We start from the raw sequence: 16135 nt of genomic DNA, 5'->3' as shown, positions 1-16135 counted from the left end.
CACCGTCCGCTCAGGCGTGCGTGCCGAGCGCGAGGACGACCTCCAGGCCCGTCCCGCGTTCGCGCGCGTACGCCACCGCGTCGGTGAACACCTCCTGGGCGACGATCCACTCCTGGGGGGCCGCTTCGGCGTACTCCTGCCAGCCGGTGACGACGAGCAGCCGGCCGGGTGCGGTGGGCGCCCACCCCAGGTCGGTGAGGCAGTCGGCGAGCGCGTCCCAGTTGCGCCCGAACCAGTCGGGGAGCTCCAGCGCGCGGGCGCAGCGGTCCATGAAGGCCGCCTTGTCGCTCACCCCGCTCAGGTCGAGCGAGACGGTGCTCAGGCCGGCGGCGCGTACGGCATCGAGGACGGGTGCGAGCGGTTCGGGGGCCTGTGGTTCGGGGGCCTGTGGTTCGGGCGTCATCTCAGTACCGCCTTGAAGGACGCGTAGTGGTCGTCGGTGTAGTAGGTCTCGCCGTCGCTCCCGGTGACGATCCGCCGTGCGCCCCGGTCGCGTTCGCCGGGGGTGCGCACGGTGTACTCGCGGTAGTGGCCGCGCCGCTGCCTGGGCAGCTCTCCCTCGAAGTTGCCGAAGACGGAACCGTCCTTGGCGTACGGGAAGGGCCCGCCGTCATCGATGAGCCGCAACGTCCCCCGGGCCTCGGCGGGCAGCCGGTCGACGGGGACGGTGGCCATGCCTTGGGCCCAGGCGGGCGCGGAACGCCGCGCCTCCCCGCCACCGTCGGAGGAACATCCCGTGACGAGGACCGCGAGGCAGACGAGCAGCGCGGCCAGCACGCGAGGGACCAACCGGGTCAGCATGCGACAGATGCTGCCACGAGCCCCCGCCAGGGGCGCGGGGAACCGCGCGCCCGGCCACAGCGCACCCGCAGCAGCTCAGCTGCCGTCCGGGTCTTCCCGATCCAGCGCGGGATGCGGAGTAGCCCCCCTGACCAGCAGCTGATCAGCGGCAGCGGTATCGGTGACCAAGCTGGTGACAAGCCCGGAACGCAGCACCGCGTCGATCGCGGCGGCCTTCCGCTGCCCACCGGCGATGGCGACCACCTCGGGAATCCGCCGGAGCCGGTCCGCCTCGACGGTGATGCACCGCTCCCCCAGATCACGCCCGACCCGACGCCCCTGGGCGTCGAAGAGGTGCGCGGACATCTCCGCGGCCACGCCGAGCGACGCGTAGTGCGCGCGCTCCTCGTCGCTGAGCATGTCGTGGACGGTGGAGATGCCGGGCTCCCAGGAGCCGATCGAGACGGCGGCGACGGTGACCTTGTCGAAGTACTCAAACGCCCGCGCGATCCCGGTCTGGTTCCGCAGCGCGGCGGCCGTGGCCGGGTCGGGAAGCAGCATCGGCGCGTAGATGGGGTGGGCCTCGCCGCCGGACACCTGCGCGGCACGCCGTACGGCCTCGACCGAACCGCGTTCGGCGGTCCCGGCGTCGTACACGCCCGTCAGCTGCACCACGGTGCACGGCGGCAGCTGGTCGAGGGCAGCCGCCATGTGGATGGTCGAGCGCCCCCACGCGAGACCGAGGACATCGCCTTCGTTGACCAGCTCGCCGAGCAGATCGGCCGCGACCTCGCCGAGGTTCTCGGGATCGGGCGACTCGTCGACCTCGTCGACCGCGGTGGGCGACTCGACGACGACCGCGTGCCGCAGGCCGTAGCGGGCGCGCAGCGCGTCCGAGCGCTCCGCGTCCAGCTCGGCGGGCACACGGATCTCGATCCGTACGAGATCACGCTCGAGGGCCGTCTCCAGGACCCGGGCCACCTTGAAGCGGCTCACGCCGAACTCCTCGGCGATCTGGATCTTGGACTTGCCCTCGAGATAGAAGCGGCGGGCCATGGCCGCCGCCTGCACCAGCTCCGCGGGTCCCATCCGCATGGCTGACCGGCCGCCCGTCGACACGACGATCTCCTCACTGTCATTTAAAGACTGTCAATTCAAGCAACTGCCGTTCACACATTCACACGCATACGCATTCACACCCGTTGGTGCGGCTTCGCGCGCATGGCCGCAGCACAACGGGGTTCGCCGTTCATCCTTGCAGATCCGACGTACTTGATCAGCCCCGGAGGACGGCGTTCATGTTCTTGTGGCTCAGTGGCCGCACGCCCATGCCGCCCCGGCCGTCGCCCCCGCCGCTTGGGTGCGCAGTGCACGTACCGCCGCCGCCGGGTCGTCCGCCCCGTACACGGCGGAGCCCGCCACGAAGACGTCGGCGCCGGCCTCGGCGCAGCGCTCGATGGTCGCCGCCGAGACCCCGCCGTCGACCTGGAGCCAGAGTTCGAGGCCGTGCTTGCTGATCAGCTCACGGGTGCGGCGAATCTTCGGCAGCATGATGTCGAGGAACGCCTGCCCTCCGAAGCCCGGCTCGACCGTCATGATCAGCAGCATGTCGAGCTCGGAGAGAAGATCCTCGTACGGCTCGATGGGCGTCGCGGGCTTCAGCGCCATGGAGGCGCGGGCGCCCTGGGCGCGGATCTCACGGGCCAGACGGACGGGTGCGGCGGCGGCCTCCGCGTGGAAGGTGACCGATCCGGCGCCCGCTTCGACGTACTGCGGAGCCCAGCGATCGACGTCCTCGATCATCAGATGGCAGTCCAGCGGCGTATCCGTCGCCCGTGCCAGGGACTCTACGACCGGTACCCCCAGAGTGAGGTTCGGGACGAAGTGGTTGTCCATGACGTCGACATGAAGCCAGTCGGCGCCTTCGACCGCTGTTGCCTCCTCGGCAAGACGGGCGAAATCCGCGGACAGGATGCTGGGGTTGATCTGCACGGCCATGCCCCAAGACTGCCATGCCTGGCGCCGGTTGCCCTCCGCGGTCCGAAGCGTGAGCCCACGGACTCCTCTGACCATGGACCGCGTGCCATGCTGGGCGGTCCACCGGCACCACGTGGGGCAGCGGGGGTAGCCATGCCAGACGAACGGTCGGACGGACAGCGCCAGGCGGGACGGGGCGCGGCCCGGCTGGTGTGCGGGCGGCGCGCCAAGTGGCTCGTGGTGCTCTTCTGGCTGGTGGTGATCGTCGCCGCCGCGCCGCTCGCCCAGAAGCTCACGGACGCCCAGGACAACCAGGCGTCGTCCTGGCTGCCCGGTTCCGCGGAGTCCACGCGAGTCCTCAAGACCTCCGACGAATTCCGGCCCGAACAGATCCCCGCGATCGTCGTGTACGCCCGCGAGAGCGGGCTCACGGTCAAGGACCGGCTGCAGATCGCCAAGGATGTCCGCCGGCTCGGGCACCTGCGCGCGCACGGCATCCGCGGCACGGAGACGCGCGGCCCCCTCTTCGACACGAAGCAGATCGCGGGCGCCGACGCCGCCAGGGCGGCGCAGGTCTTCGTGCCCATCACCATGGGCACGAAGGGCTGGGAGCGGATCGCGCCCGCCGTCGACTCCATCCGTGCGGGCGTGGGCGGAACCGGCGAGAGCGCCGACGGCCTGGAGGTGCATGTCACCGGGCCCGGCGGTACGTCCGCGGACTTCTCCGAGGCGTTCGACGGCCTCGACTCGACGCTGCTCCTCGCGGCGGGCGGCGTCGTCGTCGTGATCCTCCTGATCACCTACCGCAGTCCGGTACTCCTGATCGTCCCGCTGGTCTCGGTGGTCGTCTCCCTCTTCACCGCACAGGCGCTGATCTACCTGCTCGCGGAGCACGCGGGCCTGACGGTCAACGGCCAGAGCGCGGGCATTCTGACGGTCCTCGTCTTCGGGGCGGGGACGGACTATGCCCTGCTCCTGGTCGCCCGCTACCGCGAAGAGCTGCGCCGGCACGACGACCGGCACGAAGCGATGCAGCTGGCCCTGCACCGGGCGGGCCCCGCGGTCATCGCGTCGGGCGCCACGGTCGTCGTCAGCATGCTGATGCTGCTCGCCGCCGACATGAACTCGACGCGGGGCCTGGGCCCCGTCGCCGCCATCGGTGTCGCGGTCGCCCTGATCGCGATGCTGTCGCTGTTCCCCGCGCTCCTGGTGGTCTGCGGCCGGTGGCTGTTCTGGCCGGTGATCCCGCACAACGGCTCGGCCGAGCCCACCGAGCGCGGTGTGTGGGCCCGCACGGGCAGCCGCATCGCCCACCGTCCCCGCCTGACCTGGACCATCACGGCCGTGGCGCTGGCCGCCCTGGCGCTCGGCCTGACGCAGCTGCGGGCCGAAGGGATCAGCAACGCGGACTCGTTCACGGACAAGCCGGACTCGATCGTGGGCCAGGAGGTGCAGGCCGAGTACTTCGACGCGGGCAGCGGTGACCCGCTGGTGATCGTGGCCAACGCGGACCAGGGCGACGCGGTCCGCGCCGTGGTCGCCCGGACCAGCGGGGTGGTCCCGTCGAGCATCGTCGTACCGCCGGGGACGAAACCGGAGTACGAGGGCAAGGTCCTGTTCGAGGCGACGACGACCGACGCCACCGACAGCGGGGCGGCCAAGCGGACCGTGGAGCGGGTGCGCGACGCGGTGCACGCGGTGCCCGACGCGGACGCGCGGGTGGGCGGCAACACGGCGGCCATCCTCGACATGGACCGCGCCACCACCCACGACAACAAGCTGGTGATCCCGCTCGTCCTCGCGGTCGTCCTGCTGATCCTCACCCTGCTGCTGCGCGCCCTGGTCGCGCCGCTGCTCCTGATCTCGACGGTCGTTCTCTCGTTCGCCGCCGCGCTCGGGATCAGTGCGCTCGTCTTCCGCCACGTCTTCGACTACGCGGGCGAGTCCACGGACTTCCCGCTCTTCGTCTTCGTGTTCCTGGTGGCGCTCGGCATCGACTACAACATCTTCCTGTCGACCCGCATCCGTGAGGAGGCGGGCCGACAGGGCACCCGTGCGGGCGTCCTGACCGGCCTGGCCGCGACCGGCGCGGTCATCACGTCGGCGGGCCTGGTCCTCGCGGGCACGTTCGCCGCGCTCGGCACGCTCCCGATGGTGGGATTCGCCGAGATCGGCTTCGCAGTCGCGATCGGCGTCCTGCTCGACACCTTCATCGTACGGTCCGTCCTGGTCACGGCGTTGTTCCTGGACGTGGGGCCGAAGGTGTGGTGGCCGCATGCCCTGAGCAAGGACCCGGCGCTCCGCACTCCGGCGGCGACGGCGGGCAGTCCGAACTCAGGCAGTCCGCACTCAGGCGGTGCTGCGAACTCAGGCGGTGCGCCGGATCAGCGCTAGGTACATCGCGTCCGTGCCGTGCAGATGCGGCCACAGCTGGAGGTCGGGGCCATCACCCAGGGCCGGGACGCCGGGCAGCAGCGGGCGCGCGTCGATCAGTTCGGCGGCGCCCCCGTGCTGCTTGAGCACGTCGTCGACGACGGCGCGCGTCTCCGCGAGATGCGGTGAACAGGTGGCGTAACCGACCACGCCCCCGACGCGCACGGACTCCAACGCGGTACGCAGCAGACCCCGTTGGAGCGGCGCGAAGCCCTCCAGGTCCTCCGGGCGGCGCCGCCAGCGGGCCTCGGGGCGGCGGCGCAGGGCACCGAGCCCCGTGCAGGGCACGTCCATCAGGACACGGTCGAAGGTGCCGGGCTGCCAGGGCGGCCGGGTGCCGTCGGCGGCGATGACCTCGTACGGGCCGGGGTTGCCGCGCAGGGCCTGCGCGACGAGGCGGGCCCGGTGCGGCTGCTTCTCGGCGGCGAGCAGGGCCGCGCCGCGCTGGGCGGCCAGACCGGCGAGCATGGCGGCCTTGCCGCCGGGGCCCGCGCATCCGTCGAGCCACCTCTCGTCGCGCCCCTCGACCGGGGCGTTCGCGAGTGCGATCGCGACGAGCTGGCTGCCCTCGTCCTGGACCCCGGCACGGCCCTCGCGCACGGCGCCGATCGATCCGGGCTCGCCGCCCTCGCTGAGCCGCACGGCGTACGGCGACCAGCGTCCCGGCAGCGCGGAGTCCTCGCCGACCGCGTCGAGGAGTTCATCGGCGGTGGTACGTCCTGGCCGGGCCACCAGGGTCACTTCGGGCCGCTCGTTGTCGGCTTCCAGAAGATCCTCGATGCCCGCACGTCCGCCGCCGAGCGCGTCCCAGAGCGCGGAGACGACCCAGCGGGGGTGCGAGTGGACGACGGCGAGGTGGTCCTCGGCGTCCTCGTCGTAGGGCGGCGCGACCTTCTCCACCCAGCCGTCGAGATCGTCGGCGGCGACCTTGCGCAGGACCGCGTTGACGAACTTGGCCCGCCCGTCACCGAGCACCACACGCGCCAGCTCCACGGAGGCGGAGACGGCGGCGTGCGTCGGGATGCGCGTCCCGAGCAACTGGTGCACGCCCATGTTCAGGACGTCGAGGACCGGCGGGTCGACCTCGCGCAGCGGCCGGTCGATGCAGGCGGCCACGATCGCGTCGTACGTTCCCTGCCTGCGCAGCGTCCCGTAGACGAGCTCGGTGGCGAGCGCGGCGTCACGCGCGTCGAAATCGCCCTTGTCGCGGGCCTTGCGCAGGAGCGGCGGCAGGACGAGGTTCGCGTAGGCGTCGCGCTCGTCCACGGCCCGCAGCGCCTCGAAGGCGAGGAAACGGACGGGGTCCTTCTTGGGACGGCGGTGGGGCTTTCCGGGCTTGCCGGACTTGCCCTGCTTCTGGGGAGGCCGGCCGGGCTGGTCGTTCAAAGGTGCTCCGCTATTGGATGGGGCGAACTGATTCAGCGTACGTCGGTGGCGCCGAGGCGCTCGTCCGGGGCGATCCGCACCCCGCGCGCCCAGTCGGCGCCGCGCATCGGCTTCTTGCCCTGCGGCTGGACCCAGAGCAGCTCGACGGCGTGCGAGCCGGTGCCGACGTAGACGTTGTTCTTGGCGGCGGCGAGCTCGCCGGGCGCGAGGTCGGTGCGGTCGGCGACGGGAGCGGCCTGGATGATCTTCAGGCGCTCCCCGCGGAACACGGACCAGGCTCCGGGCGCCGGGGTGCAGCCGCGCACGACGCGGTCGACGCGGAGTGCCGGGGCGGCCCAGTCGACCTGGGCGTCCTCGACGGTGATCTTCGGGGCGAGGGTGATGCCGTCGGCGGGCTGCGGTACGGCCTTCAGGGAGCCGTCCTCGATGCCGTCCATGGTGGCGGCGAGCAGTCCGGAACCCGCGAAGGCGAGGCGGGTGAGCAGGTCACCGCTGGTGTCGGTGGTCCTGACGACCTCGGTGACGGTGCCGTACACCGGCCCGGAGTCGAGTCCCTGCTCGATCAGGAAGGTGGAGGCCCCCGTGATCTCGTCCCCCGCCATCACGGCGTGCTGGACGGGCGCGGCACCGCGCCAGGCGGGCAGCAGCGAGAAGTGCAGGTTGACCCATCCGCGGGCCGGGACGTCCAGGACGACCTTGGGCAGCAGTGCGCCGTAGGCGACGACCGGGCAGCAGTCGGGCGCGATCTCGCGAAGGCGCGCCAGGAACTCCTCGTCGCGCGGCTTCGCGGGCTTGAGCACCTCGATGCCGGCTTCCTCCGCGCGCTGGGCGACGGGGCTCGCGATGAGCCTGCGGCCACGCCCCGCGGGAGCGTCGGGCCGGGTGACGACGGCGGCCACCTCGTGCCGGTCGGAGGCGATCAGGGCGTCCAGGGCGGGGACGGCGACCTCGGGGGTGCCTGCGAAGACGAGCTTCATCGGTGGCTGTCGGCCTCTCGGACGGAAACGTGCGGGCAGCGCACCAGTCTATGAGCCGCTCCGCCGGGCCGCTCCCCGCGGGGCCGCCCGTGCATGACCGGCTTGTCCTCGGTGCCGCTCACCTGGGGGCGTACGCGCGGACACGCGCCCCGTGCATATGCACATACGCCCCTGCACCGTGACCCCACACGAACTAGCGCGTTGGTCAAGAAAGAGTTGACCACAACGGGCCGCTGACGGGCCCGATCCTTTTCAACGCCGGTTCGAGAGGCTTGTTCATGGCCGACCACGCAACCCACGACGCCCAGGCACGGGCCAGCCTGCATCTCCTGGTTCGGGACATCGAGCGGGTCCGCCGGCAGGTGGACGCATTGCGTACGCTCACCGCCCAGCTCGGCAACGTCTACCGCCCGCGCCGCTCGAGCCCCTCGGCGGGCTTCGTCGTGTACGGGCGCGCCCCCGCCCCGACCGTCCGCCTCGCCCAGGAACTGCGGGACAGCGTCGAGACGCTGGTCACCGCCGCGGTGGACTTCGACCGCTCGCTGGGCTTCTCGTGGGACGCGGTGGGCTCGGCCCTCGGGGTCACCAAGCAGGCGGTGCACCGCCGTTACGGCGCCCGCCGGGCCACGGCCCAGGCGGCGGCGGACGCGGAGCGCGCCACGGAGGTGGTGCCCTCTCCCACGACCGCCCGGCCCCCGGTCCCGGTCGGCGCCCCGCTCCCCTCGGTCCCCGCGGCCCGCGCGATGCCGACCCAGCCCACCGCAGGCAGCCCCGCCCTCCGCGAGGACCCCCGCCCCAACGCGTTCCCGGGCCCACGCAACGGCTGACCACACCAACGGCGACGGCTGTCTCCACCGGGTCCCCCACCCGGCGGGGGCAGCCGTTGCCGTTGAGGCCCTATGGCGGACCGCCCCGCGGCGGTCAGGCAAGCCAGCCTCAGAGCACAGGCGCAGGTTCACCCCAGGCCCAGACCCCTACCCCCCTCCCCCGGAAGGGGCGACAAGACCTATCCAATATCCAGGGGGTCGACCCGAATCCGAACCGGCTCAACGGCCCCCCGGGCCATCCGCGCGGCCTGCGCCACCTTCAGCGAAGCGGCGAGCGCGGCCCCGCTCCCCGGCGGCACCCGGATCAGCACCCGCTCCCACCGCTCCCCGACCGGCGCCGACCCGGCCCGCCGCGCGGGCCCGGGCCCCGCGTCCGGCACCGGAACGGGCCCCAACACCACCGCGTCCCCCGGAAGTTCGGCCCCGGCGAGAAACCCGGAGAGCGCCTCCGACGTCCCCGCCACCGAGGCCATCCGCGACACGGGCGGAAACCCGAGCTCGGCCCGCTCGGAAAGCTCGCGCACCGCGTGCCCCACGGGATCCCACCGCACAAGCGCCTGCACGGGCCGCAGAGTCGGCTCGGCGACGACCACCACGGTCCCGCCAGCCCCCTGCGGCCGCACCAGCGAGGCCGCGCCGATCCACCGCCGCAACGCTTCCTCCCCGGCCCGCAGATCGGGCCGCCCCAGCATGGCCCACCCGTCGAGCAGCAGAGCCGCGGCATAGCCGCCCTCGGCGACAGGCTCCGCCCCCGGCGTACTCACCACCAACGCGGGCGTCCCCGCCACGGTGTCGAGCACCTGCTCCCGCCCCGAGGTCCGCACCGGCACCGCGGGAAACGCCCGCCCCAACTCCTCGGCCGTACGCCGCGCCCCCACCACCTGCGCCCTCAGCCGGAACCCCCCGCACTCCCCGCAGTGCCAGGCGCCTTCCTCCACGCCGCACCAGCCGCACCACAGCCCACCGCCGTCCCGCGCCTCCAACGGCCCCGCACAGCGCCGGCACCGGGCGGGCTCCCGGCACCTGTCGCACGCGAGCCGGGGCACATATCCCCGCCGAGGCACCTGTACAAGGACGGGCCCGTGCTTCAGGCCCTCCCGCACCACGTTCCAGGCAAGGGTCGGAAGCCGCGCGGCCCGGGCGGCCTCGTCCCGGGCGAGGTCTCCGTCCCCCACGGTCCGTACGAGCGGCGCGGCCCCCCGCACCTGCTCACGATCGGCGACGAGCGGCGCGGCCCAGCCACTCTCCACCAGCTGCGCCGCCTCGACCGTGCAGCTCCAACTCCCCAACAGAAAACCGCACTTGTCCCGCGAGGCCCGCAGCTCGAGCACCTCACGGACATGCGGGAAGGGAGCATTGTCGTCGCTGTGACTGGCGTCGCCGTCGTCCCACACGGCGACGAGCCCAAGATTCCGTACGGGGGCGAACATGGCGGCCCGGGTGCCCACCACGGCCCGCACGGCCCCGCGCCGCACGGAGAGCCACTCCCGATACCGCCGCTCCTGCCCCACATCAGCGGTGAGCAGTGCGTGCTGTCCCGCCCCCATCAGCCGGGTCAGCGCCGCATCGACCCGCGCGGCGGGCCGCCCGGCGGGCACCACGACAAGGGCGCCCCGCCCCGAGGCGAGAGTCGCCTGCACGGCCCTGGCGATCTCCTCGGCCCACTCCGGCCCGGGAAGAGCGGTCCACACGGCCCGCGGCGCACCCCCCGAGGCGAGCGCCCCGAGAAACTCCGCCCCATGCCCGTACCGCCGCCAGGACCCCACTTCAGGCGCACCCGGAGGAGCCGGAACCTCCCCGGCCTTCCGCGCCTCAGCCCTCGCGTGCCGGGGCGGAACGGCCAGCTGCAACACATCGGCAAGGCTGCCCGCGTACCGATCGGCCACAGCCCGAGCAAGCCCGAGCAACTCAGCCTCAAGCACAGGCTCAGGCGAAACGACCTGCGCCAGAGCGGCCAGGGGCCCGGAGTAATCCGACTCGGCGACCCTCTCCACGAGGAACCCGTCGATCAGCCCCCCGCCCTCACGCCGCCCACCCCGCACATTCCGCGCCCCGGCCCCGAACCGCACCCGAACCCGCACCCCGGGCTGCGCCTGCTCGTCCAACTCCTCGGGCACCGCGTAGTCGAAGTACCGATCGAGATGCAGCACACCTTTGTCCACGAGCACCCGAGCCACAGGCAAGCTCTTGGCCAACGGAGCCCCCCGCCACGTCCGCGGCTTGGCCCGGGGCACATCGGCCTTGCGCACCGCTTCCCGAATGAGCGCAAGCTGCTCGTGCTCAGGCGCTCCGCCCCCGGCGCCCTCAGCCTCACCCGACCCGTTCTCCCTGCTCACAGCTGCATTCCTACCAGACCGCACTGACACCCGGCCGGTCGCAGGCACCGATACGGACGGCCAGGACCGGCCACCCCGGTGGCCGGTTAAGCCCTCTCGACAGAGATCCAACCGTCGGGTTGCCTTCCACATCGGAAACGGAAGCGCAGGTCAAAGAGGAAACGGGAAACACCGCCCACGGCCTTGCTCGTGTCACCGACTGGCACGACGCTGGCATCCGCCGACGGGTGCCCACGACACCACGAAGGCATGGGTCAGAAGGGGGTTCATGTGCAGGAACAGTCAGCGGGGTTCGGAGCCGAACTGCGCCGCCACCGCATCGCAGCCGGTCTCACGCTCACAGAACTGGCCGCGGCAGTCCACTACAGCAAGGGCCACATCAGCAAGGTCGAAACCGGCTGGAAACGGCCCACCCCAGAACTGGCCAGACTCTGCGACGTGGCCCTGCACGCCCGCGGGACCCTGGCCTCACTCGCCCCGGTGTTTCCGACGCCTCCGGGGGACGCGCGGGAGGAAGAGAGGGTGGACAGCGCCGCACCGCCGAGCAGGCGCCACGTCATGGCCACTGGCGCGGCATCTCTCCTGGGCATCTCGGAATTCTCCGGCCTCTCCAAGCCGCCCGACGCACTGGGGTCGAACCTCCTGGAGATCTCCTACGCCTTGTTCGACCAGTACCGGCGTCTGGGCCAAATGTCCCCGCCGAGCAGCGTCCTGCCCACCCTCGCCGAGCAAACGCACTCCTTGTACTCACTCGCCGTCCGCGCCGGCCCCCGCACGGCTCGGAAGCTACAGGGGCTCGCCGCCCGTTACGCGGAGTACGCGGGGTGGATGGCGGAGGAATCCGGAGACGACGAGGCTGCCCTGCGCTGGACGGACCATGCCGTCGACCTCGCCGAAGTCGCCGGCGATCACGACCTCGCCTCCTACGCACTCGTACGTCGCGCCTTGATCACGTACTACAAGGGAAACGCCGCGGACACGATCGCGCTGGCCGCGCGCGCACGCTCGCAGCGCCTCCCCGACCGGATCCGCGGACTCGCCGCCCAGCGTGAAGCACAGGGCCACGCCCTCGCGGGTGACTACGACGCCTGCATGCGCGCGCTCGACGAGGCCCGCGATCTCCTGTCCTCGGGCAGGCGCGACACCGATGCCCCGACCCTGGGCACCACTCATCTCGGGGACCCCGCCGCCATGATCACCGGCTGGTGCCTCGTGGATCTCGGCAGGCCGCGGGATGCGGCAGAGCATCTGGATCGCGAGTGCGCCGCCATTCCCGGGCACGCCCTGCGTACCCGGGCTAGGTACGGCGTGCGACGCGCCCTCGCACACGCCGTCGCAGGCGAGTTCGACCACTCCTGCGAGTTGACCGGCCGTCTTCTGCAGACCACGGACTGCGTGGGTTCGGCGACCATCGCCACCGATCTGCGTCGGCTGGCGCGCACTCTGGCACGCCATCCGCGCCGTCCGGCCTTTCTGGCCATCGCCCCCCAGCTCAACGCCTCGCTGACGCCCGTCGGGGCCTGAGGAGCACCTCCACCCACCCGCTGAGACGGAAAGGCCATTTCGCTATGTCCGATGTCTTCGTCAACTACCGCACAGGGGACGGCGATCAGACCGCCACCACCCTCCACAACGCGCTCACCGCGCGGTTCGGCACAGGCCGGATCTTCCGTGCCAACAAGTCCATCCCGCCCGGTGCGTTCTTCGACGAGGAGCTGACGCGCGGCGTGCGCCGCAGTGGCGTTCTCCTGGCCGTCATCGGCCCCGACTGGATCGGTCACCCCGCTCTGCAACGCCGGGAGGACTGGGTGCGCAAGGAACTCCTTGAAGCGTTCCGGTGCGGCATCCCCGTCGTACCCATCCTTGCCGGACGGCGCACCGAACGCCCCACGAGAGACCAGTTGCCAACGCCCCTGGCCCGCCTCGCCGACTGCCAGACGCTGCGGTACGACAACCAGAACGACGCGTACGACATCCAGCGCATCGGTGACGCGCTCATCGATCTGATCCCGGAACTCGCGAGGGCCGAACAGGCCGGGACAACCACTACCGCCGGGACGGACACCACGCAGAACAACGTGGGTACGGTGCAAGGCGGCACCGTCGTCCAGGCCGGCACCGTGAACGGCGACGCGGGCACTGTCATCAAGGGAGGAGCCCAGGGTCCGGTCCACACCGGCACCGGCAATCTGTACAGCAACTCGGCCCACGTGACCGGTGACAACGCGATCTCGACGTTTGTCGCGGGCGACAACCACGGCGGCATCCGGCAGGACTTCGACGCGTCTCGCCGACGGGACAAGGACGACGAACGGTGAGCGGCGACTCCCGTACGGATTTCTCCGGTCCGGCGCATGCCGTCAACAGCGGTTCCGGGAACATGAACGTCACGTTCAAGATGGAGAACCCGGCGGAAGGTCCAGCGGAGAACCTGCTCAAAACCCCACCCACCGCCCGTCGGCGTGTGGCCGAGAGTCAACTACGCCACCTGCAGCAGCAGTTCTCCCGCCCCGCGCACATCAACTCCGCGTACGACATCCTGGAGTCCAGGAACATTCTCTTCCTGGACGGGGAGCCGGGCAGCGGCAGGAGTTCCGCTGCTCGCGTCCTGCTGTGCGAACTTCCCCGCGGTACAGGGACGTACCACGAACTCACCACCGAGTCCGACGAGGGAAAGGCCCCGCACCTCCCGGTGGACTTGATCGGCGAGCAGGACAAGATGCTCCTCGATCTCTCCGCCGCGAACGAGCGGTTGTGGAACACCGTCCAGGCGCAGCTGTGGGATTTCTACCACGCGCTCCAGAGCAAGCACGCCCATCTGGCTGTGGTGCTCCCGAAACTGCGGCCGGACCAACTGGCCCCCGAGTTCATGACGTTCCGCAAGAGGATCGCGCCACCCGACCGGCTGGATGTCATCGTCCGCCACCTGCGCTGCGGCGGCCTCGACACCAGGATCTGCGACCCGCCTCCCCCGGCTCTGCTCTCCTTCATGGAGACGAAGCCCTCCATGCGGGAACTGGCACGGCTGGCGGTCCGGATCCTGGAGATGGACGCGGCCGAGCACGAAGCGGGCGCCTTCGGTGCCTGGTGCGAACAGGCCGTCGCGGAGCAGACCGATCGCGGCCCGGAGGTCGCCGAACTCGTTCCCCATGTGCGCAAGGGACCGCAGCGCGCCCTGCTCCTTACCTCAGCGCTGCTCCATGGTGCGCGGGCCGAGGCCGTGCACGTGGCTACGGCAGCCCTGCTCTCGGTTGCCAAGTCCCCTGCCGAGGTCCGCCCCCTCCTTGAGCATCCCGGACTCGACGAACGTCTGGAGAAGATCGACGCCGTCTCGGACGGTGCCTTCCGGGTCCGTTTCGAGAGGCGCGGCTTCGCTCAAGCCGTGCGGCGGCACTTCTGGACCACCAGGCCGGACCTCAGAGATCCTCTGCGTTCCTGGGTCTGCCAGATTGTCGGCCTCCCGGAACTCACCGACGCCGACCGCGAGCAGCTCGTCCGCCGCTTCACCGAACTGTGTCTGTCGACCGAAGACACCGGAGAGTTGATCCGCCTCGTCAAGGATTGGACCGATGCACCGGCACGGAACTACCACTTGCGAGCCGCAGCGCAACTGCTCGAACAGAGCATCCTCAGCGAAACTTGCGGCGGGGAATTCAGGTCCCGGATCTACGAATGGTCCAAGCAACGCCAACTCTCCGCCAGTCTGCGCCACGTACTCGTCGAAGTCTGCGAAAAGGTCATGTCGGTACGCCACCCGGAGGCCGCGCTGGTCCGGTTGCACCACTTGGCCCGTAACGAGCAGTGCCCGGGGATCGCTCGTGAAAGCCTTCTGCGCTACGTCACCAACGACCCTGAGGACCTGCGGCTCCACCTGCGTCTGTTGGACCGCCTCACTGTCCGGTCCTCCGACGCCCACCGGCAGCCGGACACCGATCTGTTCCTCGATCTGACGGCTCCGACAAGGCTCCCGAAGCCCTTCCTTCGCTCCTCGACAACCCGAAACTGGCTCACGGCGGGGTGGGCCGCCGCCTTCGACCACGCCGAGCCGGAGCGCTGGACCGCTTGCGCCGGGACATGGATCTCCGCAGCCGACGCCACAAGTGACCACGCCATAGCGAACCGGCTCTTCGATGTCCTGGTGGCCGCGGCGGGGACCCGGTACGCGCTTCTCAGTCGCCTCTACGCGTCGGCCCGGCAGCACACCCGGCCCGAGCTCTCGGCGCTGCTCCTGCGAAAGATCAACGAGGCCCAGGCCCAACGCGTGTCACGAGACTCGACCATGCCGCGACATCAGGAGGCAGCCCTCTCATGAGCACCGGACAGAAGACGGTTTCGACCTTCCTCACCCTCATCTGCGCACTGCTCGTCCTCATCCTCGGTCTCTGCCTCGACTGGCCGTTCTGGGTGTGGCCCACCGCCGTCGCCTTTCTGCTGTCCGTCCTGGCGGTGGCCGCAACAACCGCGGCACGGGCGCGCAGGCGGGACCCGTTCCCACCCGGCACAGTGCCCGAGCGGCCCGTGCCCCCGGTCGAGCGCCGCGAGGTGTACGTGGATCGGATCTCCCTGCCCAGCCGGTTCCCGGACTACGACTTCTTGTTCTCGGCCACCGTCCGTTGGTGCCCGGCGGACGCGTCGGCCGACGTCTCGCTCATCAATGCGGGCGCCCTGGCGATGGACGCTGTCATCGAACGTGCCCGCGCCGTGACGTCGTGCCGCAAGCCCTTCAGAAGCTCCCTTGTCCAGCACGAGCTCAGCGGTGCGCTGGGAGTGATGGAACCGGCCCCCGGCGGGCACATTCGCGCCATGGCCCTGGATGTCGTGCTCGTGCTCCCGGACGAGGACCAGCAGCGCCTGGACCGTCTCGCGGCCATTCGGAAGAACGAGGATCTCTGGGAACACGAGCGCAACTACGAGCGCAACAAACGCGAGTACCTCGGCGGTGACGTCCTGCGGGACACCGGCAGCGCTGTCGTGTGGTGGCTCGCGAAGAACGACGACCACGTGGAGAAGGCGGTCAACGACATCGGCATGCTGGCCCGCCTCACGTCCGCCGCCAACAACGAAGACGTCGCCGAGCCGTTCCGGCATCTCGTACCGGAGGCCTTCCCACCGATCACGCTCCCGGAGCCGGAATCTGACGCCTTCGGGAAGGCGTTCGAAGAGCCCCTCGCTCAGAAGGTCCCCACGGAGCCGAGCGCCGCGGAAGCGTTCACCGACTTCGTAGGACGGTTGGGACGCACTCCGGGCGACGAGGAATGCCTGATGCTGGCCGAGCTGGTGGCCATGAACATCGAGGACTGGGACGAAGAAACCGCCCAGGAGATACGTCGCCGCTTCGCCGCGCAGCCGGCCGCCGGGGCAGCGTCCCCGAACGGATCCGACCCGGCTGCGCCCTCGATCGGATCCTGACCACGCTGCC

General features: G+C 71.1%; 13 protein-coding genes. 6 read left to right on the top strand and 7 right to left on the bottom strand.

Going from position 1 to position 16135, the window contains the following annotated elements:
• Window positions 1-10: 10 nt before the first annotated feature.
• From ACZ5CR_RS09615 to rpe, 4 genes are all read right to left on the bottom strand, one after another.
• Window positions 11-403, bottom strand: coding sequence for a barstar family protein (locus ACZ5CR_RS09615; RefSeq protein WP_468855371.1), 393 nt, complete (start codon window positions 401-403; stop codon window positions 11-13).
• Window positions 400-801: a guanyl-specific ribonuclease gene (locus tag ACZ5CR_RS09610; RefSeq protein WP_468855369.1), complete on the bottom strand. Its 402-nt coding sequence runs from the start codon at window positions 799-801 to the stop codon at window positions 400-402. The genes ACZ5CR_RS09615 and ACZ5CR_RS09610 overlap by 4 nt, the downstream gene beginning before the upstream one ends.
• Window positions 802-876: 75 nt before the next feature.
• Window positions 877-1875, bottom strand: a complete 999-nt coding sequence (locus tag ACZ5CR_RS09605; RefSeq protein WP_468855528.1) for a sugar-binding transcriptional regulator — start codon at window positions 1873-1875, stop codon at window positions 877-879.
• A gap of 216 nt (window positions 1876-2091) precedes the next feature.
• Window positions 2092-2778: a ribulose-phosphate 3-epimerase gene (gene rpe, locus ACZ5CR_RS09600; protein WP_468855366.1), complete on the bottom strand. Its 687-nt coding sequence runs from the start codon at window positions 2776-2778 to the stop codon at window positions 2092-2094.
• A gap of 132 nt (window positions 2779-2910) precedes the next feature.
• On the opposite strand from rpe, the gene ACZ5CR_RS09595 reads away from it, so the two are divergent.
• Window positions 2911-5151 (top strand): MMPL family transporter, encoded by a 2241-nt coding sequence (locus tag ACZ5CR_RS09595; RefSeq protein ID WP_468855364.1) that lies wholly within the window; start codon window positions 2911-2913, stop codon window positions 5149-5151.
• Here the strand turns inward: ACZ5CR_RS09595 and ACZ5CR_RS09590 are convergent.
• Complete coding sequence (locus ACZ5CR_RS09590; protein ID WP_468855361.1) at window positions 5125-6576, bottom strand: RsmB/NOP family class I SAM-dependent RNA methyltransferase; 1452 nt, start codon at window positions 6574-6576, stop codon at window positions 5125-5127. The genes ACZ5CR_RS09595 and ACZ5CR_RS09590 overlap by 27 nt on opposite strands.
• 32 nt (window positions 6577-6608) lie before the next feature.
• A complete protein-coding gene (gene fmt, locus ACZ5CR_RS09585; RefSeq protein ID WP_468855359.1) occupies window positions 6609-7553 on the bottom strand; it encodes a methionyl-tRNA formyltransferase in 945 nt (314 codons plus the stop codon).
• Between the two features lie 278 nt (window positions 7554-7831).
• Here fmt and ACZ5CR_RS09580 point away from each other — a divergent pair, with 278 nt between their 5' ends.
• Window positions 7832-8380, top strand: a complete 549-nt coding sequence (locus tag ACZ5CR_RS09580) for a hypothetical protein (protein ID WP_389914749.1) — start codon at window positions 7832-7834, stop codon at window positions 8378-8380.
• A gap of 179 nt (window positions 8381-8559) precedes the next feature.
• Here the strand turns inward: ACZ5CR_RS09580 and ACZ5CR_RS09575 are convergent, their stop codons facing one another.
• Window positions 8560-10716 carry a primosomal protein N' gene (locus ACZ5CR_RS09575; RefSeq protein ID WP_468855355.1) on the bottom strand — a complete coding sequence of 719 codons (2157 nt, stop codon included), beginning with the start codon at window positions 10714-10716 and terminating at the stop codon, window positions 8560-8562.
• Window positions 10717-10986: 270 nt separating this feature from the next.
• Between ACZ5CR_RS09575 and ACZ5CR_RS09570 the strand changes: the two genes are divergently transcribed.
• From ACZ5CR_RS09570 to ACZ5CR_RS09555, 4 genes are read left to right on the top strand one after another with little or no spacing between them, the layout of a single operon-like run.
• A complete protein-coding gene (locus ACZ5CR_RS09570; protein WP_468855353.1) occupies window positions 10987-12240 on the top strand; it encodes a helix-turn-helix domain-containing protein in 1254 nt (417 codons plus the stop codon).
• A 44-nt stretch (window positions 12241-12284) separates the two neighbouring features.
• On the top strand, window positions 12285-13034 hold the full coding sequence (locus tag ACZ5CR_RS09565; RefSeq protein ID WP_468855350.1) for a toll/interleukin-1 receptor domain-containing protein: 750 nt from the start codon (window positions 12285-12287) through the stop codon (window positions 13032-13034).
• Window positions 13031-15028 carry a hypothetical protein gene (locus tag ACZ5CR_RS09560; RefSeq protein WP_468855347.1) on the top strand — a complete coding sequence of 666 codons (1998 nt, stop codon included), beginning with the start codon at window positions 13031-13033 and terminating at the stop codon, window positions 15026-15028. The genes ACZ5CR_RS09565 and ACZ5CR_RS09560 overlap by 4 nt, the downstream gene beginning before the upstream one ends.
• Complete coding sequence (locus tag ACZ5CR_RS09555) at window positions 15025-16125, top strand: hypothetical protein (RefSeq protein WP_468855345.1); 1101 nt, start codon at window positions 15025-15027, stop codon at window positions 16123-16125. Before ACZ5CR_RS09560 ends, ACZ5CR_RS09555 begins: the two co-directional genes overlap by 4 nt.
• Window positions 16126-16135 lie beyond the last annotated feature (10 nt).

The sequence above is a fragment of the Streptomyces sp. NPDC031274 genome (genome assembly GCF_055570235.1).
The sequence above is the reverse complement of the archived record's forward strand: the minus strand, read 5'-3'. Positions and strand labels throughout refer to the sequence as shown.

Bases quoted from the DNA above. Each gene is read 5' to 3' on its own strand.
- rpe (WP_468855366.1), bottom strand. From the start codon at position 2,778: ATGGCCGTGCAGATCAACCCCAGCATCCTGTCCGCGGATTTCGCCCGT.
- ACZ5CR_RS09595 (WP_468855364.1), top strand. From the start codon at position 2,911: ATGCCAGACGAACGGTCGGACGGACAGCGCCAGGCGGGACGGGGCGCG.
- fmt (WP_468855359.1), bottom strand. From the start codon at position 7,553: ATGAAGCTCGTCTTCGCAGGCACCCCCGAGGTCGCCGTCCCCGCCCTG.
- ACZ5CR_RS09555 (WP_468855345.1), top strand. From the start codon at position 15,025: ATGAGCACCGGACAGAAGACGGTTTCGACCTTCCTCACCCTCATCTGC.
- ACZ5CR_RS09565 (WP_468855350.1), top strand. From the start codon at position 12,285: ATGTCCGATGTCTTCGTCAACTACCGCACAGGGGACGGCGATCAGACC.
- ACZ5CR_RS09605 (WP_468855528.1), bottom strand. From the start codon at position 1,875: ATGCGGATGGGACCCGCGGAGCTGGTGCAGGCGGCGGCCATGGCCCGC.
- ACZ5CR_RS09610 (WP_468855369.1), bottom strand. From the start codon at position 801: ATGCTGACCCGGTTGGTCCCTCGCGTGCTGGCCGCGCTGCTCGTCTGC.
- ACZ5CR_RS09580 (WP_389914749.1), top strand. From the start codon at position 7,832: ATGGCCGACCACGCAACCCACGACGCCCAGGCACGGGCCAGCCTGCAT.
- ACZ5CR_RS09615 (WP_468855371.1), bottom strand. From the start codon at position 403: ATGACGCCCGAACCACAGGCCCCCGAACCACAGGCCCCCGAACCGCTC.